The 25,578-nt window shown below is 61.7% G+C and carries 18 protein-coding genes and 3 pseudogenes; 10 read left to right on the plus strand and 11 right to left on the minus strand.

Features of this window, described 5'->3' with window-relative positions; all coding sequences use genetic code 11:
* Positions 1-30: 30 nt before the first annotated feature.
* Positions 31-2,367 (plus strand): CHASE2 domain-containing protein, encoded by a 2,337-nt coding sequence (locus ATF69_RS20910; protein WP_146872156.1) that lies wholly within the window; start codon positions 31-33, stop codon positions 2,365-2,367.
* Here ATF69_RS20910 and mnmH read toward each other — a convergent pair whose 3' ends face one another.
* Entirely contained in the window at positions 2,368-3,474 is a 1,107-nt protein-coding gene (gene mnmH / locus ATF69_RS20915; RefSeq protein ID WP_146872157.1) for a tRNA 2-selenouridine(34) synthase MnmH, read from the minus strand.
* Complete coding sequence (selD, locus tag ATF69_RS20920; RefSeq protein WP_146872158.1) at positions 3,459-4,526, minus strand: selenide, water dikinase SelD; 1,068 nt, start codon at positions 4,524-4,526, stop codon at positions 3,459-3,461. Before selD ends, mnmH begins: the two co-directional genes overlap by 16 nt.
* 419 nt (positions 4,527-4,945) lie before the next feature.
* Between selD and ATF69_RS20925 the strand changes: the two genes are divergently transcribed.
* The 8 genes from ATF69_RS20925 (at position 4,946) to ATF69_RS20960 (ending at position 14,868) form a co-directional block, all read left to right on the plus strand.
* Positions 4,946-6,175 (plus strand): tyrosine-type recombinase/integrase, encoded by a 1,230-nt coding sequence (locus tag ATF69_RS20925; protein WP_146872159.1) that lies wholly within the window; start codon positions 4,946-4,948, stop codon positions 6,173-6,175.
* 411 nt (positions 6,176-6,586) lie between these two features.
* Positions 6,587-6,943 carry a hypothetical protein gene (locus tag ATF69_RS20930; RefSeq protein ID WP_056423431.1) on the plus strand — a complete coding sequence of 119 codons (357 nt, stop codon included), beginning with the start codon at positions 6,587-6,589 and terminating at the stop codon, positions 6,941-6,943.
* A 347-nt stretch (positions 6,944-7,290) separates the two neighbouring features.
* Entirely contained in the window at positions 7,291-8,358 is a 1,068-nt protein-coding gene (locus ATF69_RS20935; RefSeq protein ID WP_483189348.1) for a TolC family protein, read from the plus strand.
* Positions 8,355-8,987, plus strand: a complete 633-nt coding sequence (locus tag ATF69_RS20940) for a hypothetical protein (protein WP_146872161.1) — start codon at positions 8,355-8,357, stop codon at positions 8,985-8,987. Before ATF69_RS20935 ends, ATF69_RS20940 begins: the two co-directional genes overlap by 4 nt.
* 77 nt (positions 8,988-9,064) lie before the next feature.
* Positions 9,065-10,150: an efflux RND transporter periplasmic adaptor subunit gene (locus ATF69_RS20945; protein WP_146872162.1), complete on the plus strand. Its 1,086-nt coding sequence runs from the start codon at positions 9,065-9,067 to the stop codon at positions 10,148-10,150.
* A gap of 14 nt (positions 10,151-10,164) precedes the next feature.
* Positions 10,165-13,311: an efflux RND transporter permease subunit gene (locus ATF69_RS20950; protein WP_146872163.1), complete on the plus strand. Its 3,147-nt coding sequence runs from the start codon at positions 10,165-10,167 to the stop codon at positions 13,309-13,311.
* 100 nt (positions 13,312-13,411) lie between these two features.
* Positions 13,412-13,807, plus strand: coding sequence for a hypothetical protein (locus tag ATF69_RS20955; protein WP_425291796.1), 396 nt, complete (start codon positions 13,412-13,414; stop codon positions 13,805-13,807).
* A 5-nt stretch (positions 13,808-13,812) separates the two neighbouring features.
* A complete protein-coding gene (locus ATF69_RS20960) occupies positions 13,813-14,868 on the plus strand; it encodes a DMT family transporter (RefSeq protein WP_015013010.1) in 1,056 nt (351 codons plus the stop codon).
* Between the two features lie 433 nt (positions 14,869-15,301).
* Here ATF69_RS20960 and ATF69_RS20970 read toward each other — a convergent pair whose 3' ends face one another.
* The 4 genes and pseudogenes from ATF69_RS20970 to ATF69_RS20985 all read right to left on the minus strand — a co-directional run.
* A complete protein-coding gene (locus ATF69_RS20970) occupies positions 15,302-15,634 on the minus strand; it encodes a hypothetical protein (protein ID WP_015013008.1) in 333 nt (110 codons plus the stop codon).
* Between the two features lie 101 nt (positions 15,635-15,735).
* A pseudogene (locus ATF69_RS20975) lies at positions 15,736-16,155 on the minus strand (chromate resistance protein ChrB domain-containing protein).
* Positions 16,152-16,472, minus strand: a complete 321-nt coding sequence (locus tag ATF69_RS23355) for a rhodanese-like domain-containing protein (protein ID WP_051022504.1) — start codon at positions 16,470-16,472, stop codon at positions 16,152-16,154. Before ATF69_RS23355 ends, ATF69_RS20975 begins: the two are co-directional and overlap by 4 nt.
* Before the next feature lie 620 nt (positions 16,473-17,092).
* Positions 17,093-17,542: pseudogene (locus tag ATF69_RS20985) on the minus strand (chromate transporter); the annotation flags it as partial.
* Between the two features lies 1 nt (position 17,543).
* Between ATF69_RS20985 and ATF69_RS23365 the strand changes: the two are divergent.
* Positions 17,544-17,753: pseudogene (locus tag ATF69_RS23365) on the plus strand (EamA/RhaT family transporter); the annotation flags it as partial.
* 33 nt (positions 17,754-17,786) lie between these two features.
* On the opposite strand, the gene ATF69_RS20995 reads toward ATF69_RS23365, so the two are convergent.
* From ATF69_RS20995 to ATF69_RS21020, 5 genes are all read right to left on the minus strand, one after another.
* Positions 17,787-18,347: a hypothetical protein gene (locus ATF69_RS20995; protein WP_146872164.1), complete on the minus strand. Its 561-nt coding sequence runs from the start codon at positions 18,345-18,347 to the stop codon at positions 17,787-17,789.
* Between the two features lie 477 nt (positions 18,348-18,824).
* A complete protein-coding gene (locus ATF69_RS21005) occupies positions 18,825-19,205 on the minus strand; it encodes a hypothetical protein (protein WP_146872166.1) in 381 nt (126 codons plus the stop codon).
* A gap of 63 nt (positions 19,206-19,268) precedes the next feature.
* Positions 19,269-22,457, minus strand: a complete 3,189-nt coding sequence (locus tag ATF69_RS21010) for a CusA/CzcA family heavy metal efflux RND transporter (protein WP_146872167.1) — start codon at positions 22,455-22,457, stop codon at positions 19,269-19,271.
* Between the two features lie 15 nt (positions 22,458-22,472).
* Entirely contained in the window at positions 22,473-24,089 is a 1,617-nt protein-coding gene (locus ATF69_RS21015; protein WP_146872168.1) for an efflux RND transporter periplasmic adaptor subunit, read from the minus strand.
* Positions 24,090-24,091: 2 nt separating this feature from the next.
* Positions 24,092-25,447, minus strand: a complete 1,356-nt coding sequence (locus ATF69_RS21020) for a TolC family protein (RefSeq protein WP_146872169.1) — start codon at positions 25,445-25,447, stop codon at positions 24,092-24,094.
* Positions 25,448-25,578 lie beyond the last annotated feature (131 nt).

The following is a 25,578-nucleotide window of genomic DNA, read 5'->3' on the forward strand; positions in this document are numbered from 1 at the left end:
GCAGACGCCCCGCATCCCACCACCCCTTTCATGCTGACCATCGCCCACCTGCGCCGCCGCCGACGCCGCCTGGAATGGGCGCTGCTGGCCTGCGCGCTGATGGCGCTGGTGGCCTGGCTCAGCACCGCGGATAGTCTGAGCCGCGTCAACCACCTGGTGCAGGATGCAGGCATGCGACTGGTCTCGCGGCCCGCACACCCCGACATCGTGATCGTGGCCATCGACGACGCCAGCATTGCCGCCATCGGCCGCTGGCCCTGGCGCCGGGCGCTGCATGCCGAGCTGATCTCGCGCCTCACCGCCCAGAACCCCCGTGCCATCGGCATGGACGTGCTGTTCAACGAAGCCGACCTGGACTATCCCGAGGACGACGTGCTGCTCACCGACGCCATCCGGCGCAGCGCCCGTGTGGTGCTGCCCGTGCTGCGACGCGGCTATGGCCCGGTCAGCAACCAGACCGACCTGCCCTGGCCCGCCTTTGCCGAGGCCGCCGCAGGCCTGGGCCATGTGCATGTGGCGCCCGACAGCGATGGCGTGGTGCGCAGCCTGTACCTGCAGGAAGGCCCGGCAGCCGCCCCCTGGCACCACTTCAGCATGGCGCTGCAGTGCGTGGCAGACCGTCAATCTGTGGCCGCCTGCGCGCCCTCGCCTGCCAGCGCATCGGATACCAGCCCCTGGCAACGCAATGACCCCACGCTCATCGCCTACGCCGCCGGGCCATCGCCCTTCACCACCTACTCCTACATTGATGTGCTGCGTGGCCAGGTGCCAGCCGGAGCACTGGAGGGCAAGTACGTGCTGGTCGGCGCTGCAGCCTCGGGTCTGGGCGACATGTTTGCCACGCCCGTCAGCCAGCAGTCGCGCCTGATGCCGGGCGTGGAGGTGGTTGCCCATGTGCTGGATGCCCGCCTGGCCGGCGAACACATCGTGCGCGCACCGCAGGCCTTGAACATCGCCTTCAACCTGGTGCCTGTGGCCTGTGCGCTGGTGGCCTTGCTGCTCATCGGCCCCCTGGCCGCCTTGCTGACCAGCGCCGGGCTGGCCCTGGCCACCTTGCTGCTGAGCATGGCCCTGCCCTGGTGGGCAGGTCTGCAGTTCGCTCCGGCCGCCGCCTTGCTGGGCCTGGCGCTGGCCTACCCGCTGTGGAGCTGGCGGCGCCTGAGCGCGGCTGCGCACTTTCTGCGGCTGGAGATGGAGAACCTGCAGCGCCAAGGCCTGGCCATGCGGTTGCGTAGACGGCCCGGAGACTCCGCCGACTTTCTGGAACGCCGCATCAACGCCGTGGAGCGCGCATCCCGCCAGCTGCGTGACCTGCACCAGTTCGTGAGCGAGAGCCTGCAGCAGTTGCCCTCACCCACCATCGTCTGCGCCCCCGACGGTGAAATCCTGCTGGCCAACCAGGCGGCCCGCCAACACCTGGGTGGGCCCGCCCAGCCCTCCTTGCAGGGCCTGTCCGTGGTGGACCTGCTGGCCGACCTGGTGCAGACAGGGACTCAAGAGCCGATCGTTACCCAGGCAGCCTTGCACCATGCTGTCTTGCCAGAACAGACCGAGGGCACCGACGCCCGGGGCCGCAGTCTGCTGGTGCAGTGCAAGCCTTTCACCAACCTGGCCAATGCAGGCTGGCTGCTGACTCTGGTGGACCTGACCGAGATGCGCCGTGCGCTGCAACAACGCGACCAGGCGATGCACTTCATCTCGCACGACATCCGCGCGCCCAACGCGTCCATCCTGACGCTGCTGGAGATGCAGCGTGCCTACCCCGGCCGCCTGTCGGACCAGGAGTTGCTGGAGCGCATCGAACGTTATGCACAGGCTTCGCTGGGCATGGCCGAAAGTTTTGTGCAACTGGCCAGCGCGCAGACGCAGGAATACCGCATGGCGCCGCTGGACCTGGCTGCCCTGCTCTCTGAAACCACCGACGACCTCTGGACCCTGGCCCGCGACCGCAACGTGGACGTGCGCACGGTGTCCACCCCAGACACTGCGCCCTGCCTGGGCGACCGCGCCCTGCTGTCCCGCGCGCTGACCAACGTGATCCACAACGCCATCAAGTTCAGCCCCGATGGCGGCACGGTGCAGTGCGCCATCGTGGCGCGGGGTACGCACTGGGTGGTGTCGGTACGGGACCAGGGCCCGGGCATTGCCCCCGAGCAGCAAGGCCGCCTGTTCACGCCCTACCAGCGGTTGCACGACCACAGCCACCCGGCCATAGCAGGGGTCGGCCTGGGCCTGGCACTGGTGCAGACCGTCGTGCTGCGCCACGGCGGGGCGCTGGAGGTGGACAGCGACCTAGGGCGGGGGGCCGAGTTCCGGCTGGTGCTGCCGCAGCGGCTGGATGCGCCGCCGGACGACGACGAGCAATAGCTAGCGGCGAGGGGCTGACTGCGACTGCAGAAAATCGAGCACCGCCCGGTGGTCGCCCTGGAAAACGATGCGATCAGCCCGGCTTTGCCGCTGGTAGGCATACATCGGGTCGTAATAGTCGCGCATGAGTGCAGCAATCCAGCCGCGGTGCAGCGACAGGTCACCCTGATTGCGTTGCTGTACCAGCGCTGCCTGCATCGACCCACGAAGCGCCTGGTAGCGGTCGCCCCCAAGGCGCTTGGCGAGTTTGCCCAGGCTGTCGAGCAGCCGCGCTGCAAACAGGTTGAGACCCGCTACCTCGCCATGGAAGGCCACAAAATCTGCGCACTGCTGCCACACATAGTCGCGCAAGATGCGCTCCACACGGGCATCGAAAGCGTCCTCCAGGCAGACGATGGGCACCTGCTCCAGCCGCTGCCGCAGCTCCAGGGGCACCGAGCAGCTGCCCACATGGCGCCCCTCGTCCTCCAGCACAAAAGTCGCATGGCCCCGTGCTCGTTTCTTCAGCACGTCGATGGCCAGCCGGTTCTCAAAATCGATCTGCGTCGGCTGGCCGCTCACGCGCTGGCCAAAACTGGAGCCACGGTGGTTGGCATGGCCTTCCAGGTCCAAGCCGTTGGCCAGCTGCGCAATCACCTCGGTCTTGCCGGTGCCGGTCAGGCCACTGAGCACCACAAACCCACACTCCGCCGCCGCAGCCTGCGTGGTGCCGATGAGGAAACCCCGCATGGCCTTGTAGCCCCCCACCACGCGGGGGTAGTCCATGCCCGCTTCGTTCAGCAACCATTGCTGCACGATCTGCGAGCGCAGCCCGCCACGAAAGCAATACAGCACGCCTTGTGGATGCGCTTGCGCAAACTGCGCCCACGCCTCAATGCGCTGGCGCTTGATGCCGCCAGACACCAGCTGGTGCCCCAGCGCAATCGCGGCCTCCTGGCCCTTGTGCTTGTAGCAGGTGCCCACCTGCTGGCGCTCGCCATCGTCCATCAGGGGAAGGTTGGCAACCCCAGGAAACGCGCCCTGCCCAAACTCCACCGGCGCGCGCACATCCATCATGGGCACATCGTTCAGGAAGATGTGCCGGTAGTCCGTCAGGTTGTCGGGCATGAGCGCAACTCGACGGCAAAGGCCTGTCGCGGGGTGAGCTGGCCGATGGGCTGCAGCGCCAGGCCCAGTTCCGCGGCCACCTGCAGGAACTCGGCCTCGCCCTCCGGACTCACGGCCACCAGCAGCCCCCCACTGGTCTGGGGGTCGCACAGCAGGTGCTTTTGCACCTCCGTCAGGGGCGCAATCTTGGCGCCATAACTGTCAAAGTTGCGCACCGTGCCGCCGGGCACACAGCCCTGATCCATGTAGTAGTCCACCCCCTCCAGGCGGGGCACGGCTGCGTAGTCAATCACGGCGCTCAAGCCGCTGCCCTCGGCCATCTCGACCAGGTGCCCCAACAGGCCGAAGCCGGTCACATCCGTCATCGCTTGCACGCCGGCCAGCCGGCCGAATCGGCTCCCTGGCCGGTTGAGCGTGCACATCAGGTCGCGCGCCACGCCCACATCCTCGGGCCGCAGCTTGGCCTTTTTTTCTGCGGTGGTCAGGATGCCGATTCCGAGGGGCTTGGTCAGATACAGCCGGCAACCCGCCGTGGCCGTGTCGTTGCGTTTGAGATGGCGCTTTTCGACGATGCCCGTCACCGCCAGACCGAAAATGGGCTCCGGCGCATCGATGGAGTGACCGCCTGCCAGGGGAATGCCTGCTGCGTCGCACACCGCACGCCCCCCGCGCACCACCTCACGCGCCACCTCGGGCGGCAGCACATTCACCGGCCACCCCAAGATGGCAATGGCCATCAGCGGATCGGCACCCATGGCGTAGATGTCGCTGATCGCATTGGTGGCAGCAATGCGCCCGAAGTCGTACGGGTCATCCACGATGGGCATGAAGAAATCGGTGGTGGACACCACGCCGCGCTCGGCATCCAGGGCATACACCGCCGCATCGTCCCGCGAGGTGTTGCCCACCCAGAGCCGGGGGTCCAGGTGCTGCGCTCCACTGCCCGCCAGGATCACGTCCAGCACCTTGGGGCTAATCTTGCAGCCACAGCCCGCGCCGTGGCTGTACTGGGTCAGGCGGATGGGGGATGTTGTCAGGGTCTCAGGAAGCATGCGAGGTTCTTTCGTGGCGTCACGCGCGGGGCGCGCTACCCGTATTCTGGCGCTGCGCGGAACGCGGCCATGCATTGCAACGAATACCCTACCCCTCCTGCGCCCGCACAGCGATACGAACACCATGGCGAATCTGCGAGCCGCTTCACCTGGGACATCCGAAGCGGGCCAGCGAGCCGCCTGAGTTGTTCCAACGGACCCAAAGAAAAAGGCCCTGTGCTATTAATTAGATAGCTACAGGGCCTTGATGCTGGCGGAGAGGGTGTCTGCCTGATTGAGATTCAATGATACCCAATGACATCTAAAGATTTTCTGCAAGTCATTGTTTTATATAGGCAATTATCTAAAACGATCTAAAATCATCCAACAACAGCAATTGCTTGATGGCATACTGGATGGCATACCGGAACGTAACTCCAATGGCCACCATTACCGATACCAAAGCCAGGAACATCAAACCCTCTGACACGGCCATTCCCCATGGAAGCGTCACCGGTTTGGCTCTACATCCTTCCAACGTGAAGGGCCACGGAAAGTGGGTCCTCCGATACGTAAGCCCCGTTTCTGGCAAACGTCGAAACGCGGGTTTGGGTTGTTATCCAGAGATCAGCATCGCTGAGGTAGGCAAGCGTGCGACTGCCATGCGCATTGAACTAGCAGAGGGCAAGGATCCTCTCGAAGAAAAGGCAAAGCTTGCAGACAAGCCCAAAATTCCTACATTCAAAGAGGCTGCTTTGGATCTGCACAGTGACCTTCTTCCTGGCTGGAAGAACCCAAAGCATGGCCGACAATGGATCAACACCTTAGAGGAGTACGTTTTCCCAAGGCTTGGAGGGAAATTTCTTCATGAAATCCAACCAGGTGATGTCGCAGAGGTCCTGAAACCCATCTGGCTCACAAAGGCAGAAACAGCAAGCCGGGTCAAACAGCGCATTCATGCTGTGATTGCCTGGGGCTGGGCCCACGGATACTGCCAATCGAACCCTGTTGACGTGGTTGGACACCTGCTCGCGCAGCAGCCAGGCAAGGCTGTACGAACTCAGCATCATCCCGCTATGCCATGGCGCGAGATTCCGAAGTTTGTGCAGGAACACCTCTGGCAAAGTACTCGACCAGAGGTGACGCGCACAATGCTTGAGTTTGTGATCTTGACGGCCAGTCGCTCAGGGGAAGCACGAGGAATGCGCTGGAGCGAGCTTGATCTGAAGAACAAAGTATGGACGATTCCTGCGGAGCGAATGAAGGCAAAGCTTCCCCATCGCATTCCCCTCTCCCCACGTGCAATGACGTTAATTGAAAGGCAGAAGGGTCAACATGAGAACCTTGTCTTTCCGTCGATTCGCGATCGGGTTGAGCTCTCGGATATGGCTCTGACTTCACTACTTCGAAAGCTGAAAGCACGGAGCGACACGCCAGGAAGAGTCGCGACTACCCATGGGTTTCGGTCCAGTTTTCGGGATTGGTGCAGCGAGATGGGCTACTCACGAGATCTGGCCGAGCGGTCCTTGGCCCACACCATCAAAGATAAAGTCGAAGCGGCCTACCATCGCACCGATTTGTTGGAACAACGACGAGAGGTTATGAATGCTTGGGCAGCATTCGTATCTGGCAAGCTGTCTTTAGGAATTGCATCAGAAAGCCCGATTTGACAGCGAATTCGCGAGACATTTTGTCAACTTGAAAATTCTCCCAACCAGCTAGATCCGCCTCATTTTTGCCGGGAGTTCGTGGGAGGTTTGCAGTAAGCGCTCACGGAGATTCTGAGAAGCCAACGATTGGCCTGAGGGGATATGCGAAGGCGATACCAAAGTTGTGGGGTCAGGTTTAGGCTGGTTGCTGTCGTTCAAACTGAGCGTTTGAATGTCCGTTAAAGCGGATACCGGACATTGCTAAGTCACCGACCGCCTTGGCGGTGTAATCCCGGGTGAGCAGCTGTTCAGCCGTGACCTCGCCGTGGACCGATCACTTGCGAAACCTGTCCGCTTGACATGGATTTTGCAGGTGAGCATTCCAGTATAGCTATGATTGCGATCAGCTCCCAATAGCCCGTTATCTACTTCATGCGCCGACTGCTCGCAGTCATCCTGTTGCTCTCCTTCTTCTGCCAGGCCTTCGCAACGGCCCGCCAGACGGCTGCGTTCGACCACGATGGGGAGTTCCAGGCGATGCATGCTGAAATGCATCTGGAAGGCTCCGCGCACCACCATGACGAACACGGTGTGATGCACCAAGACGACTCTCTGGAGTCGATTCAGCACATGCTTGCAGAAGCAGGCCCAGGGACCGCAGCACTTTTCCACTTCCCCCAGCTGTCGCTTCCTCTCGACCGCTCGCCCGCACCGGCTGTGACCGCCGAATCCGTCAGCCCGTCCCCTCATCTGGACGGTTTACGACGACCTCCCCGACTGATTTCCTGATCCACCCTTAGCGCCGCGCTTTCCACACGAAAGCGGGGTTGTTCATCGGTGCGGTACTACTTTGATCAGGCGCTGATGCGTCAACGATCCTGGTTTGCCGCCTTTGATCGGTCAGGAATCACGTGCGTTTTGTTATTTCCGGGCTTGCGGTGCGTTGTGCCGCAGGCTGTGCTTTGAGCTGCGTCCTCGTTGGCGCTGCGGTTGCGCAGTCCAATACCGCCCCATCGCTTTCAGCCACGGCATCGCCCATGGCTCCCACACTGGCACAAGCTGTCGAGGCTGCATGGCAGCGCGCCACGCAGGCAAGAGAAGCCGAAGGTCAGACACAGCGGGCTACTGCCGAACGGGTGGCGATCTCCAGCCTGTGGGCGGCCCCCCCTGCAGTGGAGTTTTCCTACCGGGACGACCGCTGGCAAACGTCGGTAGGACGCAGAGAAGCCGAGGCCGGCCTGGCGTGGCCGCTGTGGTTGCCTGGGCAGCGCAATGCACGCGGCGCTGCTGTGGATGCCGACGTAGAGCTGTCACAGGCTGCCATTCAAGCGGGGCGCCTGCATTTCGCGGGACTGGTGCGGGAAGCCGCCTGGGGCATTGCCGCGCAAAAGGCCGAGTCCGACCTGGCGGACGCCCAAGTGCGATCTCTGCACGAGATCTCCGACGACGTACGGCGCCGTGTCAAAGCGGGTGATCTGGCCCACGCGGATGCGCTTGCCGCTCAATCCGAAGCTCTGGCGGCGCAATCTGCACAGTTGGCGGCACGCCAGCGTCTGAGCGCCAGCCAGTCTCAATGGATGACCCTGACGGGCATAGCCATAGCGCCTGACCTCACGTCTGTCTCGGTTTCTGATGGCGCTGCAGTTTCACCGGGCGAGGCGCACTTCGCCGTTGAAACCCACCCTGATGCGCGTGTTGCTGCACTGACGGTTGAGCGCGCTCGCAAGCGGCTGGACGTGGTGGCCGCCACTCGGCGCGACCCTCCAGAGCTCTTGCTGCGGATCCGACAAGACACCCCCGGGCGGGGTGAGTCGGCTCAAAACAGCATCGGCGTCGGCGTGCGCATTCCCCTGGGCACAGCGAGCCGCAACCAACCGCTGCAAGCTGCCGCACTGAGTGAGCTGGATGTAGCGCTGACCACGAAACAGCGAACTGAGGAGCGGCTGGCTGCTGATGCAGCGATGGCGCAGGCTGCGGTGCACACGGCCGAGCAGCAACTGGAGGCGGAGCGCCAGCGCTCGGCACTCCTGCGGGAGCGTGCCATGCTCATTGAACGGTCTTTCAAAGCCGGAGAAACACCGCTGCCGGAGTTGTTGCGCGCGCTCGCTGCAGCTACCCAGGCCGACACCAGCTTCGCGCGCCAGCAAGTGGCTCTAGGCCTGGCCCGCGCCCGCCTCCAGCAATCTCTCGGAATCCTTCCATGAATCTCTTGAATCTATTCCCCTCTCGTTCCCGCCTCTCATTGCTGGGGGCAGTCTTTGCCGTGCTGGTGCTTGCCGGTACACCCAGCTATGCCGCGCCAGGCGCGCACGGTCCCAATGGTGAGCACCTGGATGCCCCCGCTCAAGCAGGTGCCAACAGCGGCCCCGTGCCTAGTTTTGAAGCGCGCTCGGAAGCCTTCGAGCTGGTGGGCCGACTGCAGGGCGGAGAGTTGTCCATCCTGATCAACCGCTTTGCAACCAACGAACCTGTGCTCAACGCCACGGTCGAAGTGGAGACGGGTAATCTCAAGGCGCCTGCCAAGTTCCACGCGGACATGGGGGACTACGCGATCGACGATGCAAACATGCTCAAGGCCCTGGCTGCGCCCGGTGACCATCCCATGGTGGTCACCGTACTGGCGGGCAATGACTCCGACCTTCTGGACGGCACCCTCACGGTCGCGGGCGCCGTGCTCGATGACCATGGCCACTCCCACGACGACGGTCACGCCCATGGGCCCTCCCGAACGGTCTGGCTGGCTCTGGCCTTGGTCGTCTTGGCGGCGGTCGGTTGGTTCTTTGGTCGCACGCCAAAGGCTGCAGGTACGTCCTCCAAAGGAGGTGCGCTGTGAACTCATCGACGCAAAAAACCAAGGCAACCAGCATGCTTCATGTTTTCGGCTTGAGTGTCATCACGTGCATCGCGGCGATGTTCCCACCTGTTGCCGTCGCAGCGCCGGGTGCCCATGGTCCGAACGGTGAGCATCTGGATGCCCCCACGGCGGTCAACGCATCCGGTTTGATGCGGTTGCCAGACGGTAGTGTCAACGTTCCGATGCTCGCCCAACGGCGCCTGGGCATCCGCACGCAGTTGACCCCGGAAACCCAGGCCGCAGCCACCATCGAATTGTCAGGGCGGGTGGTGATGGACCCCAATGCGAGCGGTCGTGTCCAGGCAATCCATGGGGGCCGGATCGAAGCGGGCCCTCGCGGGCTACCGGTCGCCGGCCAGACCGTGCGCCAGGGGGAGGTGTTGGCCTATGTGGCTCACCACGCAGAGCCCTATGCCTTGGCAAACCAGCAGGCCCAACTGGCAGAGTTGCGCAGTGGCCGTGAACTGGCTGCACAGCGTGTGCAGCGGCTGCAGTCCCTCGAAGGCACGGTGCCGCGCAAGGAGATCGAGGCGGCACGTGCTGAGCTGCAGAGCCTCACCGCGCGCGAAAAAAGCATTGGCGCGAGCCTTGCTGCACGAGAGGCCTTGCTGGCCCCCGTCTCCGGGGTGCTTGCAAGGGCTGATGCGACCAAAGGCCAGGTGGTTGAGGCCCGCGAAGTGTTGTTCGAGGTGATTGACCCAGCACGCGTGCTGGTGGAGGCCACTACGGCAGATCCTGGCTTGCCCGCACGCACGGGTACAGCCCACTTGCAGGGGGTGCCTGGCGTCAAGTTGCAGCTGATCGGCGCTGCGCGTAGCTTGCGCGATGGCGTGCTGCCAATGACCTTCAGGGCGGTCCCTGAGCAATCGGGCAAGGCTTTGCCGCTGGCGGTCGGACAGCCCGTCACCGTCGTGGCCTCGTTGAACGAGCAAGTCAAAGGCTTTGTCCTGCCTGCGCAGGCCGTCGTGCGCAACAGCGCCAACGAACCGGTGGTCTGGATCAAGTCCGGCGCAGAGCGCTACATTCCCCAGCCGGTGCAGTACCGGTCCCTGGACGCCGCCACGGTGGTCGTCACACAGGGCCTGGGCGCTGACAACCGCGTGGTGGTGCAAGGTGCGCCGCTGATCGCACAGATCCGCTGAACGGAGCCCACGCAATGTTCAATTGGATCGTAAGGAACAGCCTTCACAACCGCCTGTTCGTCCTGGCGGTCGCGGCGCTGCTGATGGTCTACGGGGCTATCACCGCATGGCGCACGCCAGTCGATGTGTTTCCCGACCTCAACAAACCCCTGGTCACCGTCTTGACGGAAGCAGGAGGTATGGCGCCCGAAGAAGTCGAGCAGCTGGTGACCTTCCCTCTGGAGACCGCGCTCAACGGCATGCCGGGGGTCACGCGGGTTCGCTCTACATCTGGGGTTGGCCTGTCCATTCTCTATGCCGAGTTCGATTGGGGGACGGACATCTACCGCAACCGCCAGCTCGTGGCGGAGCGCCTGGCACTGGTGCGGGAGCAACTCCCAGGGGGCATCACGCCCGTCATGGGGCCAGTGTCTTCCATCATGGGCGAAGTCATGCTCATCGCACTGCCGTTGGCAGCAGGCGATGGTGAGGCCGCCGCAGCGACACCCATGCAGGCCCGTGAGTACGCGGACTTCGTGCTGCGCCCAAGACTGCTGTCGATTCCAGGGGTTTCACAGGTCATCCCCATCGGCGGCGAAGTGCGCCAGTTGCGGGTGGAGCCGGACACGGCACGCATGGCACAGTTCGGGGTGACATTGACGCAGATCGAGCAGGCCCTTCGAGGCTTTGCGGGGAATGCGGGAGGTGGCTTCATCGACCTCAACAGCCGTGAATTCCTCATCCGCCACATCGGCCGTACCAGCCGTGTCGAGGACCTGCAGGGTGTGGCGGTGGCCTGGAAGGATGGCCGAGCCATCTTGCTGGAACAGGTGGCCAATGTCCGGTTCGCTGCCGCCATGAAGCGCGGTGACGCCGGATACAGCGGCGTGCCTGCCGTCATCGTCAGTGTGCAAAAGCAGCCTGCGGCCGATACCGTCAAGCTCACCCACGCCATCGAAGCGGCATTAGGGGATCTCAAACAGGGGCTGCCCGTGGGCTTGGCTGCTCCGAAGGTGTTGTTTCGTCAGGCGGACTTCATCGAGGCGTCCATCGGCAACGTGACCGAGGCTTTGCGGGACGGCGCCATCATGGTGGCCATCGTGTTGTTCGCCTTCCTGTTGTCCGCGCGAACCACTTTGATCTCGCTCGTGGCAATTCCCTTGTCGCTGGCCGTGACGGCCATGGTCTTCCGGCTGCTGGACCAGTCCATCAACGTCATGACTCTGGGTGGCCTGGCCATTGCCATTGGCGAACTGGTGGACGATGCGGTGGTCGATGTGGAGAACATCCTGCGCAGGCTGAAGCAAAACCGTGCCCAGGGCAATCCACTGTCCACGCTGGAGGTCGTGCGCCGGGCGAGCGTGGAAGTCCGCTCGGGCATCGTCTACGCCACCGCTATCGTGGTGCTGGTGTTTGTGCCGCTCTTTGCGCTGCCGGGCATCGAGGGCCGCCTGTTCACGCCCCTGGGCATCGCCTACATCGTGTCGGTGCTGGCGTCGATGCTGGTCTCAATGACGGTTACGCCCGTGCTGTGCCTTTACCTGTTGCCGGGGATGAAACGGTTGGACCATGGTGACAGCACCCTGGTCGCCTGGCTCAAGCGGCGGGATGCGCAAGTGCTCAGCTGGTCGTTTTCTCGCGCCAAGGTGCTGATGGCTGTCGCTGCACTGGCGGTAGCTGCAGCATCTGCAAGCGTCCCGTTTTTTCCACGCGCCTTTCTGCCTGCCTTCAATGAGGGTTCGCTGGTGTTGGGCATGGTGTTCAACCCAGGCACTGCGCTGGCGGAAGCCAATCGCATGGGGGCGTTGGCCGAGACGCTGATCGCTGAGGTTCCCGAGGTCACCCAGGTGGGGCGCCGGACGGGGCGGGCCGAGCTGGATGAACATGCCGAAGGCGTGCATTCGGCCGAGATTGATGTGGACCTGAAGCGGTCCGCCCGGGACCGCGAGGCCGTGATGGCAGACATCCGTGCCCGTTTGGCCGTCCTTCCAGCCCAGGTGGCCATTGGCCAGCCTATCTCCCACCGCCTGGATCACCTCTTGTCAGGGGTGCGGGCGCAGATCGCGCTCAAGATCTTCGGCGACGATACGGACACCTTGCGGGGCCTGGCCGAACAGATGCGCCAGGGACTCTCGGGCGTTCCAGGGCTCGTGGATCTGACGGTGGAAAAGCAGGTGCTGATCCCCCAGATCACGGTACGGCTGGACCACCGCAAGGCCGCGCAGGTTGGGCTGTCTCCGGGCGAGGCGGTGCGGGTGCTGCAGGCCCTGACGGATGGTGCCCATGGTGCGCAGATTGTGGACGGCCTGCGCCGCTATGAACTGGTGCTGCGCCTGCCCGATGACAAACGCAGTCCTCAGGATCTGGCTCGCACGCTGATCGACACGCCTGCGGGGCAGATACCGGTGTCTGCCATCGCCACGGTCCAGGAAACCGATGGACCCAACCAGATTGGCCGAGAAAACGGTCGTCGGCGCATCGTCGTTTATGCCAACACGGACGGCTCCGACATGGGCCGCGTCATTGCAGACATTCGTGCGGTGATGGCAAAGACGCCATTGCCACCGGGGACCTTTCTGAGTCTGGAAGGCCAGTTCCAGGCCCAGGAGCAAGCGATGCAACTGATCGTCGGCTTGTCGCTGGTGTCTTTGGCAATGATCTTTCTCGTTCTGTATGTACGCTACAAGTCGGCTGTGTTGGCCGGGATCATCATGGCCAACATTCCGCTTGCGCTAATCGGCAGCGTAGTAGCGATGTGGCTGGCGGGGGTGAGCCTGTCTGTTGCATCCATGGTGGGCTTCATAACACTGGCGGGCATTGCCACGCGCAACGGGATTTTGAAGGTCAGCCACTACATCAACCTGTGCAAGTTCGAGGGAGAGGTCTTCGGCCAACCCATGATCGTGCGCGGCTCGCTGGAGCGGTTGACCCCGGTGTTGATGACGGCGCTGGTGGCTGCCTTTGCGCTGACCCCGCTGCTGCTAGCGGCCGATGCACCTGGTAAGGAAATCCTGCATCCGGTGGCGGTCGTGATTTTTGGTGGACTCGTCAGCTCGACCTTGCTGGACACGCTGCTGACGCCCGTGATGTTCTGGCTTTTCGGCGAAAGTGCCACCCGGCGCTTGATTGAGGGCAGCAGCGCGCAAGCCGAAAGCGAACCCATAGGCCAGGAGGCCTTCTGATCCCAGGCTCCAGCTTAATTCTCACCCACTTTTTGATAGGCCTTGGTGCGCTGCCTTTTGAAGCGCGCCAGTGAAACAAACTCAACGGAAGGAAACCCAAATGACCATGAAAAAGAACTTCTCCCAACTGCTGGCAGCCACCGCAATCGTGATGGCATCCCTGACAAGTGCGCCTGCTGTAATGGCCCATGGTGCAGCCGAGCCTGCTCACGGCGGCGTGGTGCAAACCGCCTCCGACCTGTCGTTCGAGTTGGTCGCCACCGCTGACGGCGCGGCAATCTACATCGTGGACCACGACGAGGATGCGGACGCATCCAAGTTTGGCGGCAAGGTCACCGTGCTGAACGGCACTGAAAAGGCAGAGGCGCCCCTGAAATCTGCAGGCGGCAACAAGCTGGAGGCCAAGGGCGTGAAGTTGGTCAAGGGCACAAAGGTGGTTGCGCTGATCACGACCAACAGCAAAAAGACCGTCACTGTACGATTCACGGTGAAGTAAGGCCCATGGCGCGCGGCTCTCTGTCCTTGCCTGCACTGCGAGGCGGTCTGCTGGCCTTGCTGGCCGCAGCCTTGTTTGGCATCAGCACCCCGCTGGTTCAACGGCTGGGTGCTGGGCTGGGGGCGTTCACGACGGCTGCGCTGCTGTATGCAGGGGCGGCTGTCGTTGGTGCCTTGTCCCTGCGGACCGCTGCCCACGAGGCAAGGTTGCAAAGATCCGACGCCTGGCGCCTCATCGGCATGGCGGGGTTTGGCGCTGCCCTAGGTCCTGTCGCCCTGTCCTGGGGTCTGCAACACACGAGTGGCGCCAGCGCGTCGCTCATGCTCACGCTGGAAGCGCTGTTCACAGCCACTCTGGCGTGGTGGTTGTATAGCGAGACCATGGACCGCCGTGTGTGGGCAGCCATGCTTCTTTTGCTGGCCGGTGGCATGGCTTTGGTCATGGACCAGGGCCTGCAGGGCGGCACGCAGCTGCTCGGTCTGCTTGCCGTGCTACTGGCGACGGTGGCCTGGGGCGTGGACAACACCCTGTCCCGGGGACTGGCCGAGCGCGATCCCAGCCAGGTCGTAATGGCAAAGGCCTCGCTGGGAGCCGCTGCGACAGCATGTCTTGCCATGGCGTGGGGCGAGCCTTTGCCCACCCTGACGGCAGCTCTAGGGCTCTTTGCCGTGGGGGCCACGGGGTATGGCTTGAGTCTTCGGTTCTACCTTCTAGCGCAGCGGGCTTTTGGGGCGGCGCGGACTGGCTCCGTGTTCGCCTTTGCACCTTTCATCGGTGCGGCTGTAGCGTTCGGCTTCGGTGAACGGTCTGCGGGGTGGCTGATGCTGCTCGGTGGTCTTCTGATGCTTGCGGGGGTGCTGCTGCATTTGGCTGAAAGTCACGGGCATGAACATGCGCATGACCCGCTGGAGCATGAGCATGCCCACCGTCACGACGATGGACACCATACGCACTCCCATGACGTGATGCCCACTGGGAGCCATAGCCATGTGCACTTTCACGAGCCGGTGACTCATGCCCATCCCCACGCGCCCGATGTGCACCATCAGCACAGGCATTGACTCATTGAGCGGTACCGAGACAGCGGCTAAGGAAATTTCATGATGAAAAAATCAATGCTCTTGTCAGCTGCTGCGCTGACATTCCTTGCGATCTCCGGCTGCAGCACACCTGTCTACGAGGACCGGTACGCTTGGTCCGAAGGCTGGAGGGTCGGCAAAGTTACCAAATTAATCCAAGCGGACGAATTCTTGAAGGTGAGCGGCTCTCGCTGCCGGCAAATGGAGCTCGGCCCCACCGACCAGATTGCAGTCATCCGATGGCGGGAAGTCACCCGAACCCGTGGGCACTTCGCCAGAGTTGACGCGGGCTCCGGCATGGCCGTGGGCGATGAGGTTTACTTCAACGCGTGGAAGTGTGACCAACCTCCAATAGTGCCGAAGGCCCCGCGTGGGGCCAAGGCGGGGCAAACGCCGTAGAGACTGACGAGGAGCCTCAACGAGACGGACTCTTTCTGACCGTGCCTGCGTACACCACACTGCCCGCATCGCGATACTGCAATTCCTCCCCCACGCGCACCACGTCAAAGCAGACGGGCGAGACCTTGCTGACCTCGGGCAGCAGCAGGCAGAGTTGGTTGTTCTGCGTGCTCCAGCGTCCGGCGCGTGTGCGGCCGTTTTCTGAACGCTCTAGGCGGCCGTCCAGGAAATAGTCATGCCCCCAATGGCGTCCGTCGGTGACATGGTGCCCGCCCAGCGTGGCGCGGATCTGCGCGGTGGTCAGTTTCGTTTCCGGGGGCGCCGCGCAGGCCAACGGAGCAAGCGTCATGCACAGGAAATGCGCTCACAACGCCTTGGTAAAGCGGCTGAGCCACCGCCTAGCACCCGCCGTCATGCGGCCATACTCGGGGGCCAATTGTGGGTTTCTGCCTAGCAGGACTTACACCAAGCATGGAGCGCGTTGTACATCACCATGCCATGCCCTAGCATCTCAAGGTCATCGCTGAAGGTCTTGCACAGGCCAAGCGACAGCGCCTAGAGGCCCGCAGACTGCGGCGCCAGGTCCAGCCTGGATGTGTCTGCGCCCCGCACGATCACGGTCAGTTGCTGTAGGACGGGATCGGTGAGTTCGTACTTCTTGAGAAAGGCGTCAAAGCTGCACAGGTCACCGTCGTGGGTCAATTCGACGCCGCGCACGTCGTAGGGGATCGCTCCCGTGTCCTGGGCCACCTGAAGCACCGAGGCTGTAGGCTTATAGAGGAATTCCGGCTCTTTGTCGATGAACCGGGCAATCAGCCAGGGGCAGGCAATGCGGTCGATCTTGGGCCGCTCGCGGGTGACCCATTTCATGCGGCACCTCCTTGCGTTTCCAGAGGCAGGGCAGCGGCTTGCCAGGCCTCGATGCCGCCCACGTGGTAGCGCGCGTTCATGCCGCGTGCCCGCAGCGCCAGGAACGTAGAGCGGCCAATGTCCTTGCCGCGCAAGCAATACAGCCGCACAGGTTTCGTGGCGTCCAGTTCCTGGCTCCACTCCAACACGCGCGACGGATCGCGCGAGGACACTCCGGCAATGACCTGCGGGCTCTGCAGATAGTCCTCCTCAAGTCGCAAGTCAAACGCACCTGCCGCACCGGCCAGCGCAGAGCCTGTGTCGATGCCAAATGCCAACGCATCCGCCTCGACAGCAGCGCCTTAGCGCTTGTAGACCTTGTCCCACTGGATTTCGCCATGTAGGCATCCACATAGGCGCCCGCCTTGGCCCCGAAGTCCAGTTGGTACGCATGCTCGTACATGTCCAGCGCCAGTACGGGCGTTGCGCCGGCCAGGAGGTGCGTGTGGGTCGGCCGCCCAGTGGTTGATGAGGCGGCTCTCGCGGGAGGACCAGGACAGCAAGGCCCATCCCGATCCGCCCCCCCATGGCCTTGGCCAGCCCAGTGAACTGGCTGCGCCAAGCGTCCACGGAGCCAAAGTCACGCGTGAGCGCAATGGACAACCCGCAGGAAGGCAATACACCGTTGCCCCCCAGATTGTCGAAATACTGCTCGTGCAGGAATGCTGAATTTGCGGCGATCAACTCCCCGCGCTTGAGGCCATTGATGGTGAAAGTTGCAGCATTGCTCCAGTCCAACGCTGCGAGTTCGTTGCGTATGGCATTCAGGCGCTTGACCGCACCCGAGTAGTTGTTTTCGTGGTGGCTGGTGATTAGACGGTTCGAAAAGCCAGAGAGTTGATCGGGGTTCAGCGTCAGCGGACGGATTTGGTAGTTAATGGGGTTCTCCGTCAAATGGTCAGGGTTGGACGTGGGCCACAAGCGGATACACGGCCAGACCCATCAAGGCAGCGGCAAGCAACACCACAGGCGCGGGCAGCTTCTTGAACCGCCACAGGACGGCAGCGGTGGCAAGAAACAGCGCAGCTGTGGGTAAATCCACAACGGATCGCTGGCCCAACACCACCACCGCACCGGCAATGGCGCCCACGGCAGCAGCAGTCACTTCGTCAACGAACGCCAGCACACCAGGATGTTTGCCATGCTTCTCGAAGTACGGCGCGGGAATCACGGTGAGCAAGTAGCAGGGCATAAAGGTTGCCAACGCCGCGACGACCGCGCCCCAGAAGCCGCTGATGAGGAAGCCGATAAATCCTGTCGTGATAACCACCGGGCCGGGGGTGATCATGGCCACGGCCACGGCGTCCACGAACTGGCGATCCGTGAGCCATGCGTACTCCTTAACCACGGGAGTGGTACTGCACTTGGCGGAAGGCCATGGTCACGAGCACACACACGAAGTGCTTGAGCATGAGCATGCCCACCGGCACGACGATGGGCACCATTCACATACGCACGCTGTGATGCCAAAGGGCAGCCACAGTCACAAGCACACCCATGAACCTATGACCCACGCCCATCCCCATGCTCCTGATGTGCACCATCAACACGTTCACTGAACCCCCGGTATTTTTTTGTCTGCTCCCCCGAGGTCACTTGACCGTCAGGTCGGAGACCAGGCGAGCCTTGTAAGCCCTTTCCCGAATAGCATCCTCGCCGTCAGTCGCCCATACAAACGTGCTCTTCCACGCCCAAACCGTTCCATCGATACGAAGAAATCGTAGGTCACCGGCTTTGCCATCCACAGTTGCGACTTGACGCTCTCCTTCGAAATCCAAGGTGAACGTATGCGTTCCTGGCTTCAACTTGAAGCGCACCATCGTGTTAGGGAGTGTCTCTGCGGTCATTTCGTTATCCGCGCTGATCTTGACAAAGCGCCCGCCATCTCCCCAGTTGCGCCGCACGACATAGACGGTGAGCGCATTCGGATCGGGATTAAAGCGCTTCGCCTGAGCGTCGGCATTCAGGCTGGGTGCGGGCACCCGAGTGCATGCGATTACTCGACCCTTCCTGGCTTTGTAACAGTATGGCGCTTCTGCGGAAGGATCGGCCCCAGTAGGGGTAGCACAACCCGCCAGCAAGCTAGCAGCCAGCACAGAAGTCAGGATCACGCAGAGGCGGCGGGTGCCGGAATGTGCAGGAGTTTTTGTCATGGATCTGATTCTTTGCTGTGGAGGTTGTTGATCAGCGACTGCAGGTTTGTCAGCGACTCCGGCACTTTTACCCACGGTCTGTTTCCTTGGATTGCATCTGGCGGTGCCGCGATTTCGGTGTTTTTCGGTATTTCAAACGCATTGCCTGCCGATCCCTCAGTCTCTTGGCCAAGCGTCGGCTGTACTTGAGTCTCACGTCCAATGGCGGGTGGCGTTTGAGCCAGATACGCCGCAACCTCCAAAACACAAACACGGAGGTCAACAAGCCGATCCAAATCCAGAACAGCTTGGCAAAAAGCGCGACCTGTGCCGCTGGCATTGACATGGATCGCTCCTTTTTGCCTTCGGCATAGGTATATTGCCGATGGGCGGATCGAACTCGTTGCTCTGTGGTCAGTTGTTTTGACGTGAACGGACTGCGAAAAATGGATCACCACTGGGGCGTCGCGAAGGCGATCCCCCCGGCCAGGCTTCGTACTACTTCAGCGTGAAACGCACGGAGGCAACCGACTTGCCGGCCTTCGAGACGACGATGACGGCTTTGGTACCTGCGGGAACCTTGAAGCTGCCAGACGCTTCCAGCTTGCCGTCGCCGGCCTGGAGCTGAACTTCCTGCTTCTCGCTGCCAGCCAGTAGAGTGACCTTTGCAGTCATCCCCGTCACAGCAACGGGCTTCCCGTGGTCGCGCATATAGAGCTGCAGCTTGTCGGCGCTGGCAACTAATTCGTATTCGACCTCCTTGGCTTCTGCAACAGCACCACCGTGCATCGGCTTTAGGTCGTGGCCGTGATTGTCCGCAGCGAAGGCTGCGCCCGAGATCGACACTGACAGGGCAAGAATGAGTTGTGAGAGTTTCATGACAGTTCCTTAGGGGTTGGAGAAAGGGGACGGTCCCGCAATTAGCGAGCGGGACCGTTTCAACTACACGGGCGCAGACACGTCCGGGGGATGCGATGGCTCAGCAGACACATCCTCATCTTCCTCATCGGGTCGGTGGGCCAGACGGTAAAGAATCGGCAGTACGAGAAGCGTGAGCAGCGTGGACGAGAGAATTCCGCCGATCACTACAGTGGCCAGGGGACGCTGGACTTCAGCGCCGGTACCTGTCGCAATGGCCATAGGAATGAAGCCCAGCGAGGCCACAAGGGCAGTCATCAGAACCGGCCGTAGCCGGGTGAGCGCTCCGTCACGGATTGCTTCGTCAAGACCCACACCGCCTTCCCTCAAGCTGCGGATGTACGAAATCATCACCAGACCATTGAGCACGGCCACCCCAGAAAGCGCGATGAAGCCGACCGCCGCAGAGATAGACATCGGAATGTCGCGAAGCCAAAGCGCCAGGATGCCCCCCGTCAAAGCGAATGGGATGCCGGTGAAGACCAGCAGACCATCCTTGACGTTGCCGAACATAGCGAACAGCAGCACGAAAACCAGCAGCAGGGACACCGGCACGACGATCTGCAGGCGCTGCGTGGCCGACTGCAAGTTCTCGAAGGTTCCGCCCCAGCTCGTCCAATAGCCGGTAGGAATCTTGATCTGGGCCAGGCCTTTCTCAGCCTCTGCGACGAAAGAGCCCACATCGCGCCCGCGCACGTTGGTGCTCACGACGATGCGGCGCTTGCCGTTTTCTCGGCTCACCTGGTTGGGGCCAGGAGCAAGCTCGAATGTTGCTACCTCGCCCAGCGGGATGAAGTTCGTTTTGGCCTCTGTCCCATTGGCAGAACGCGGCAGCGGGATAGGAAGGCGCTTCATCCCTTCGAGATCGTTGCGCAGGGATTCAGGCAGACGAACCAGGATGTCGAATCTGCGGTCGCCCTCGAACATAGTGCCGGCCTCGCGTCCACCGATAGCGGTGGCCACGGTGTCTTGAATGTCGGCAACGTTCAGACCATAGCGAGCAGCCTTCTGGCGGTCGATGTTCACGGTGAGCATCGGAAGCCCCGTCGTCTGCTCAACCTTCACCTCAGAGGAGCCCTGAATCTTCTGCAGCATTGCGGAGACTTCTTCTGCGGACTTGTTCAGGACATCCATGTCGTCACCGAAGATCTTCACGGCTACGTCACTGCGCACCCCGGAGATCAGCTCGTTAAAGCGCAGCTGAATGGGCTGGGAGAACTCATAGTTGTTGCCCGGGATTTTCCCGATGACTTCCTGAATCGCCGCGAGTAATTCGTCGCGGGTTTTTCGAGGTTCGGGCCATTCGGCCATTGGCTTGAGCATGATGTACCCGTCCGAAATGTTCGGCGGCATGGGGTCCGAGGCAATCTCCGCAGTACCGGTTCTGGCGAAGATGCGCTCGATCTCGGGGAATTTCTCTTTCAAGGTCCTTTCAATTTGCTGCTGCATTTGGACTGACTGGGAAAGGCTGGTGCCTGGGATGCGCAGCGCCTGGATCGCAAAGTCGCCTTCATTGAGATTGGGTACAAACTCGCTGCCCATACGCGTGGCGATCAACCCGCACAAGATCACCGCAACTGCAGCTGCGGTCAGTACGACCGCCTTGGCGGCCATGACACGGTCGAGCAGTGGACCATACAAGCGCTTGGCATGGCCCAGCAGGAAGTTTTCCTTCTCGCTGACCCGATTGCCGATGAACAGGGCCACCGCTGCGGGGATGAATGTCACCGACAGAACCATGGCGCCCAGCAGTGCCGCGACCACCGTGAATGCCATGGGGTGGAACATCTTCCCTTCAACGCCTGTCAGCGCGAAGATGGGCAGGTACACCACCATGATGATGAGCTGTCCGAACAGCAATGGACGCCTTGACTCCTGGGATGCCAAAAACACCTCATGGAAGCGCTCAGCCCGCGTCAGTGGCCGACCGTGGTGCGCTTGTGCATGGGCAAGTCTCCGTACGCAGTTCTCAACGATCACCACCGCTCCGTCGATGATGATGCCGAAGTCCAACGCTCCCAGGCTCATCAGGTTGGCGCTCACCTTGTACTGAACCATACCCGTGAAGGTGAAGAGCATCGACAAGGGGATGACCATTGCCGTGATGATGGCGGCACGGATGTTGCCCAGAAAGAGGAACAGGATCACGATCACCAGAACCGCGCCTTCCAGCAGGTTCTTCTTCACCGTACTGATGGCTTTGTCAACAAGCACGGTACGGTCGTAGACAGTCACCGCGTGCACCCCCTCTGGGAGGCTCTTGTTGACTTCCAACATCTTCTTGTCCACCGCCTGCGAGACAGTCCGGCTGTTCTCGCCGATCAGCATGAACACCGTGCCGAGGACCACTTCGCGTCCGTTGTCTGTTGCAGCACCTGTGCGCAGTTCCCGGCCAATGCCAACTTCTGCCACGTCGCGAACGCGCACAGGAACACCGTTGGCGCTGCTGAGGATCACGTTACCGATGTCTTCCAGCGACTTCACCTGACCAGGTGCACGAATCAGATACTGCTCGCCACGCTTTTCGATATAGCCCGCGCCCACATTGCCGTTGTTGCGGTCCAGCGCAGTGACCACATCCTGCAGTGTCACGCCCAGAGAAGCCAGGCGTTCAGGGATGGGCGCGATCTGGTATTCCTTGGCAAAGCCGCCAATGGAATTGATCTCGGTCACGCCAGGAACATTTCGCAGCTGTGGCTTGATGATCCAGTCCTGAATCTCGCGCAGGTCTGTTGCGGTATAGGGTGAGCCATCGGGCTTCTTCGCCCCGTCCTTGGTTTCGACAGTCCAGAGATAGATTTCGCCCAGCCCGGTCGAGATGGGCCCCAGCGCTGGCGTGATGCCGGCAGGCAGCTTGTCGCGCGCCTCCTGGATACGCTCGTTGACGAGCTGCCGAGCAAAATAGATGTCGGTTCCGTCTTTAAAAATGACGGTCACCTGCGACAGACCGTACCGCGAAAGCGACCTGGTCTGCTCCAGGTTTGGCAGGCCAGCCATGACCGTCTCAATGGGGTATGTAACCCGCTGCTCAGTCTCCAAAGGCGAGTAGCCTGCGGCCTGGGTGTTGATCTGAACCTGGACGTTCGTGATGTCAGGGACCGCATCGATAGGCAGCTTTTGGTAGCTGAAGACGCCAAGCGCCACCATGCCCAGGGCCGCTAGAAGCACCAACCATCGCTGTTCGATCGAGAATCGAATGAGTTTTTCAAACATGTATGCGCTCCGCGATCAGTGCGTGTGTTCGGCAGATCCCTTGCCGAGTTCAGACTTCACGACGAAGCTGCCGGTCGAGGCGTAGGGCATACCGGCTTTGAGACCCGAGAGGACTTCGACCCGCTTGCCATCGCTTCGGCCCAGCTTCACGGGTTGAGCGATAAAGCCTCCATCAACCTTGAGGAAGACCACCGGCTTTTCCCCGACGTTTTGGACGGCGTCGGCCGAGATGGTTACAGGCGCTGCCGCTTCTTCGGACACCACCTCAACATTGACGAACAGGCCGGGGCGCCAAGCGCCCTTGGGGTTGTCAAGAACCACGCGGGCTTTTGCCGTGCGGGTTTGCTCGCCAATGAGCGCTCCTACAAAAGCGACAGTGCCTGTGGCCGAGGCGTCAAAGGCTGTGGCCTTGATCGTGACCTTTTCGCCCACGCGCACCGATGGCAGATCTTTCGCAGGAACATTGATCTCAGCCCACACTTGGGAAAGGTCCGAGATGGTGAAAACCGCAGTATCTTCCTTCACGGCTTCGCCGAGACTGAGGTGCTTCTCGATGACAATGCCATCAAAGGGCGCTCGCAACTCGATACGGTTCAGTCCTGCTACCGACGAGGCGGACAGGCCCATCGCGCTCAGTTTCTGATTGGCGTTGGCTACTGCGACCTCTGCTTCGCTCAAGGCCTGCTTGGCCTGCAGGTAGTCCTGCTCGGCAGACACCTTCTGCTCCCACAGCTTTTTTTCTCGCTCGTAGGTGGTCTTTGCCAGCGTTAAGCGCTTTTGGGCCGTCTGCAGCTCGCTGCGTTGCTCGGAAGCAGTCGGGCTCGCGATCACCGCCAAAACTTGTCCTTTCTTGACCACTTGGCCCAAGCTGGCATTGACGCTTTCCACGACTCCCGCAAGCCGGGGAACAACGTGAGACGTGCGATCTTCGTTCAAGCGTATCTCCCCGGGAAGGAGCAACGCCGTCTTGATGTTGGCTTTGACCGCATTGTCCAGGCTGATGGATGCAGCCTTTATCTGGGCATCGGTCAGTTCGATCTTTCCTTCTTCCTTGCTCATCACGAACATGAAAGGCTCTGTGGCAGTCTGCGCAATGATCTCGATGTCGAACGAATGGGGTTCAGCAACGATCTCTCGGCTGACAAGACTGTCTTTCTCAGCGGCAAACGTCAGTTTCTGCTTTTCATCTGTCGGGCGGGTCACAGTTGCCGTGACCGTTGCAGCATTCAGGGGCAGCGGTTTATCTTTGTCGGACAGCCAGATTCGCAGTCGAGGCTCGCCACCGTCTTCAGACAACAATGCTTCCAAGCTGAAGTCGCCTTCCTTGAACACGGTACCGCCATGTGGTCCCTTGGCTTCGCTCTTTTCATGGTGTTCACCATCGGCATGCCCCTTGTCATCGTCGTGGCCCTTTTCGCTACCCTTGCCATGGTGCTCGCCGTCGCCGTGTCCCTTGGCCTCGGCATGGCCGCCGTGCCCGTGGCCATCGTCCTCGGTGGCTGCGGCTCTGGGCTTGCCGCCACCTTGCAAGATGAAGGTTCCCGCGCCGACCCCTATTGCGAGGACTACTGCAATGGCGATCAGGTGTTTTTTACTGATGGTGGATTTGCTGGAGTTCGTGTTCATGGTCATGCTCAGTGTTGCGTTGCGATCAGGCCGGGAACCATGCTGGCCCCGAGCAGGCGGTCGATATCAGCCGCTGCACGGTGTGCTTCGCCAAGGGCTTTGAGGTACTGGGATTTGGCTATGAAGTAAGTGCGTTGGGCATCGAGCACTTCCAGGAAATTGAACTTACCGTTCTCGAAACCAATGGTGGCGGCGTCATAGGCCGACTTCGCACCGGGCAGAACGTCCTGCTGCAGTGACTGAACCTCTGCGGTGATCGTGGAAAGGCGCTCTTGTGCCTGCGCCACTTCGCTGTGCAGGCGCACGGAGGCTGCTTGCAGCTCATCGCGGGCCTTGTCCTCAAGTTTCAGCGCCTCCAGGAGGTTGCCTTGGTTGCGGTCGAAGACGGGAAGAGGCACAGAGACCCCGAAAAGAAGGACGTTGCGCTGCGTTTCGTTGCTGCGCTGCATGCCGACGCTGACGGTGACATCGGGCACGCGCTTGCTTTGCTCCAGGGCGGTCAATGCCTTGCGCCGATCCACCTCGATTCGCGCAAGTACCACGCCTGGCGCAGAAGAAATCAAGGGCTGGAGATCGGCGAGGCTCGGGACCGAGGGCAGTTTCTCGGCCTTGCCCTCCAGCACGGTGTAAGGCGCATCGATCTGTCCCAACAGCGCGAACAGGCGGGACAGAGCATTGCGTTGTTCGCTCGCGGCCTGGGCGAGTTCGACGCGAACGCCGGCTTCTGCAACCCGGGCCTTGGACTCTTCCACAGGGGATACTTTGCCAGCGGCTACACGCTTTGAGACGGTATCCGTTGAGGATTTGGCCAGCGCTGCGCTGTCTCTGGCCAGTACCAATCGTTCCTGCGCAGTCAGAACATCAAAGTAAGCGGCAGCGACATTGGCCCGCACGGTGGCTTGCAGCTCGGCGAGTTGGGCTTGTGCTTGCTCGCGCGATTTTTCGGCCGCCTTGGTGCGCGCCGCACGTTTCCCACCCAGTTCCAAGGGAAGATTGAGTTGCCAGCTTTGCGTACGCGTCTTGGAGCGTGCGTCTTCCAGGGAGTACGCAAGCTCTGGATTGGGGCGCGAGCGTCCTTGAAGAACCTGTCCTTCGGTTGCCTCCAATTGGCGTTTCGCCGCAGCCACCTCCGGATTTCCCTCCAGGGCCAATTCGATGGCCTTGGCCAACGACAATGGCTCCGCAGTGGCGGCTGCAGCAGCCTGAGGTGCTCGTTCTCCAACGACGTGCCCTGGTGGCAAGCCCTGCGAAAAGGCACCGCCCGAGGCGCTCAGCCATATAGCTGCGGCGCCTGCCGCGAGCTTGATCTTCCTACCGCCGCGCCATGCGTGCGGCATCTCTTGAAGGTAAGTACCCTTGAACATCCGATTCTCCAGTGATTTCAAAACACGAGGGAATCGGCGGACTGGCAACCGTGCAGCTGCCTGGCAACTCGTCAGTCACTTCAGCTGCAACACACGCAACTGCTTCCGCCGCGATGGCGGACAAGACTGAA

The organism is Acidovorax delafieldii (assembly GCF_007993815.1).
GTDB classification, from domain to species: Bacteria; Pseudomonadota; Gammaproteobacteria; order Burkholderiales; family Burkholderiaceae_C; genus Acidovorax; species Acidovorax delafieldii.

What these genes read in the sequence shown, in the direction of transcription:
- ATF69_RS20910 (WP_146872156.1), top strand. Translation starts at nt 31, where the DNA reads ATGCTGACCATCGCCCACCTGCGCCGCCGCCGACGCCGCCTGGAATGG.
- mnmH (WP_146872157.1), bottom strand. Translation starts at nt 3,474, where the DNA reads ATGCCCGACAACCTGACGGACTACCGGCACATCTTCCTGAACGATGTG.
- selD (WP_146872158.1), bottom strand. Translation starts at nt 4,526, where the DNA reads ATGCTTCCTGAGACCCTGACAACATCCCCCATCCGCCTGACCCAGTAC.
- ATF69_RS20925 (WP_146872159.1), top strand. Translation starts at nt 4,946, where the DNA reads ATGGCCACCATTACCGATACCAAAGCCAGGAACATCAAACCCTCTGAC.
- ATF69_RS20930 (WP_056423431.1), top strand. Translation starts at nt 6,587, where the DNA reads ATGCGCCGACTGCTCGCAGTCATCCTGTTGCTCTCCTTCTTCTGCCAG.
- ATF69_RS20940 (WP_146872161.1), top strand. Translation starts at nt 8,355, where the DNA reads ATGAATCTCTTGAATCTATTCCCCTCTCGTTCCCGCCTCTCATTGCTG.
- ATF69_RS20945 (WP_146872162.1), top strand. Translation starts at nt 9,065, where the DNA reads ATGTTCCCACCTGTTGCCGTCGCAGCGCCGGGTGCCCATGGTCCGAAC.
- ATF69_RS20950 (WP_146872163.1), top strand. Translation starts at nt 10,165, where the DNA reads ATGTTCAATTGGATCGTAAGGAACAGCCTTCACAACCGCCTGTTCGTC.
- ATF69_RS20955 (WP_425291796.1), top strand. Translation starts at nt 13,412, where the DNA reads ATGACCATGAAAAAGAACTTCTCCCAACTGCTGGCAGCCACCGCAATC.
- ATF69_RS20960 (WP_015013010.1), top strand. Translation starts at nt 13,813, where the DNA reads ATGGCGCGCGGCTCTCTGTCCTTGCCTGCACTGCGAGGCGGTCTGCTG.
- ATF69_RS20970 (WP_015013008.1), bottom strand. Translation starts at nt 15,634, where the DNA reads ATGACGCTTGCTCCGTTGGCCTGCGCGGCGCCCCCGGAAACGAAACTG.
- ATF69_RS20995 (WP_146872164.1), bottom strand. Translation starts at nt 18,347, where the DNA reads ATGACAAAAACTCCTGCACATTCCGGCACCCGCCGCCTCTGCGTGATC.
- ATF69_RS21005 (WP_146872166.1), bottom strand. Translation starts at nt 19,205, where the DNA reads ATGAAACTCTCACAACTCATTCTTGCCCTGTCAGTGTCGATCTCGGGC.
- ATF69_RS21010 (WP_146872167.1), bottom strand. Translation starts at nt 22,457, where the DNA reads ATGTTTGAAAAACTCATTCGATTCTCGATCGAACAGCGATGGTTGGTG.
- ATF69_RS21015 (WP_146872168.1), bottom strand. Translation starts at nt 24,089, where the DNA reads ATGACCATGAACACGAACTCCAGCAAATCCACCATCAGTAAAAAACAC.
- ATF69_RS21020 (WP_146872169.1), bottom strand. Translation starts at nt 25,447, where the DNA reads ATGTTCAAGGGTACTTACCTTCAAGAGATGCCGCACGCATGGCGCGGC.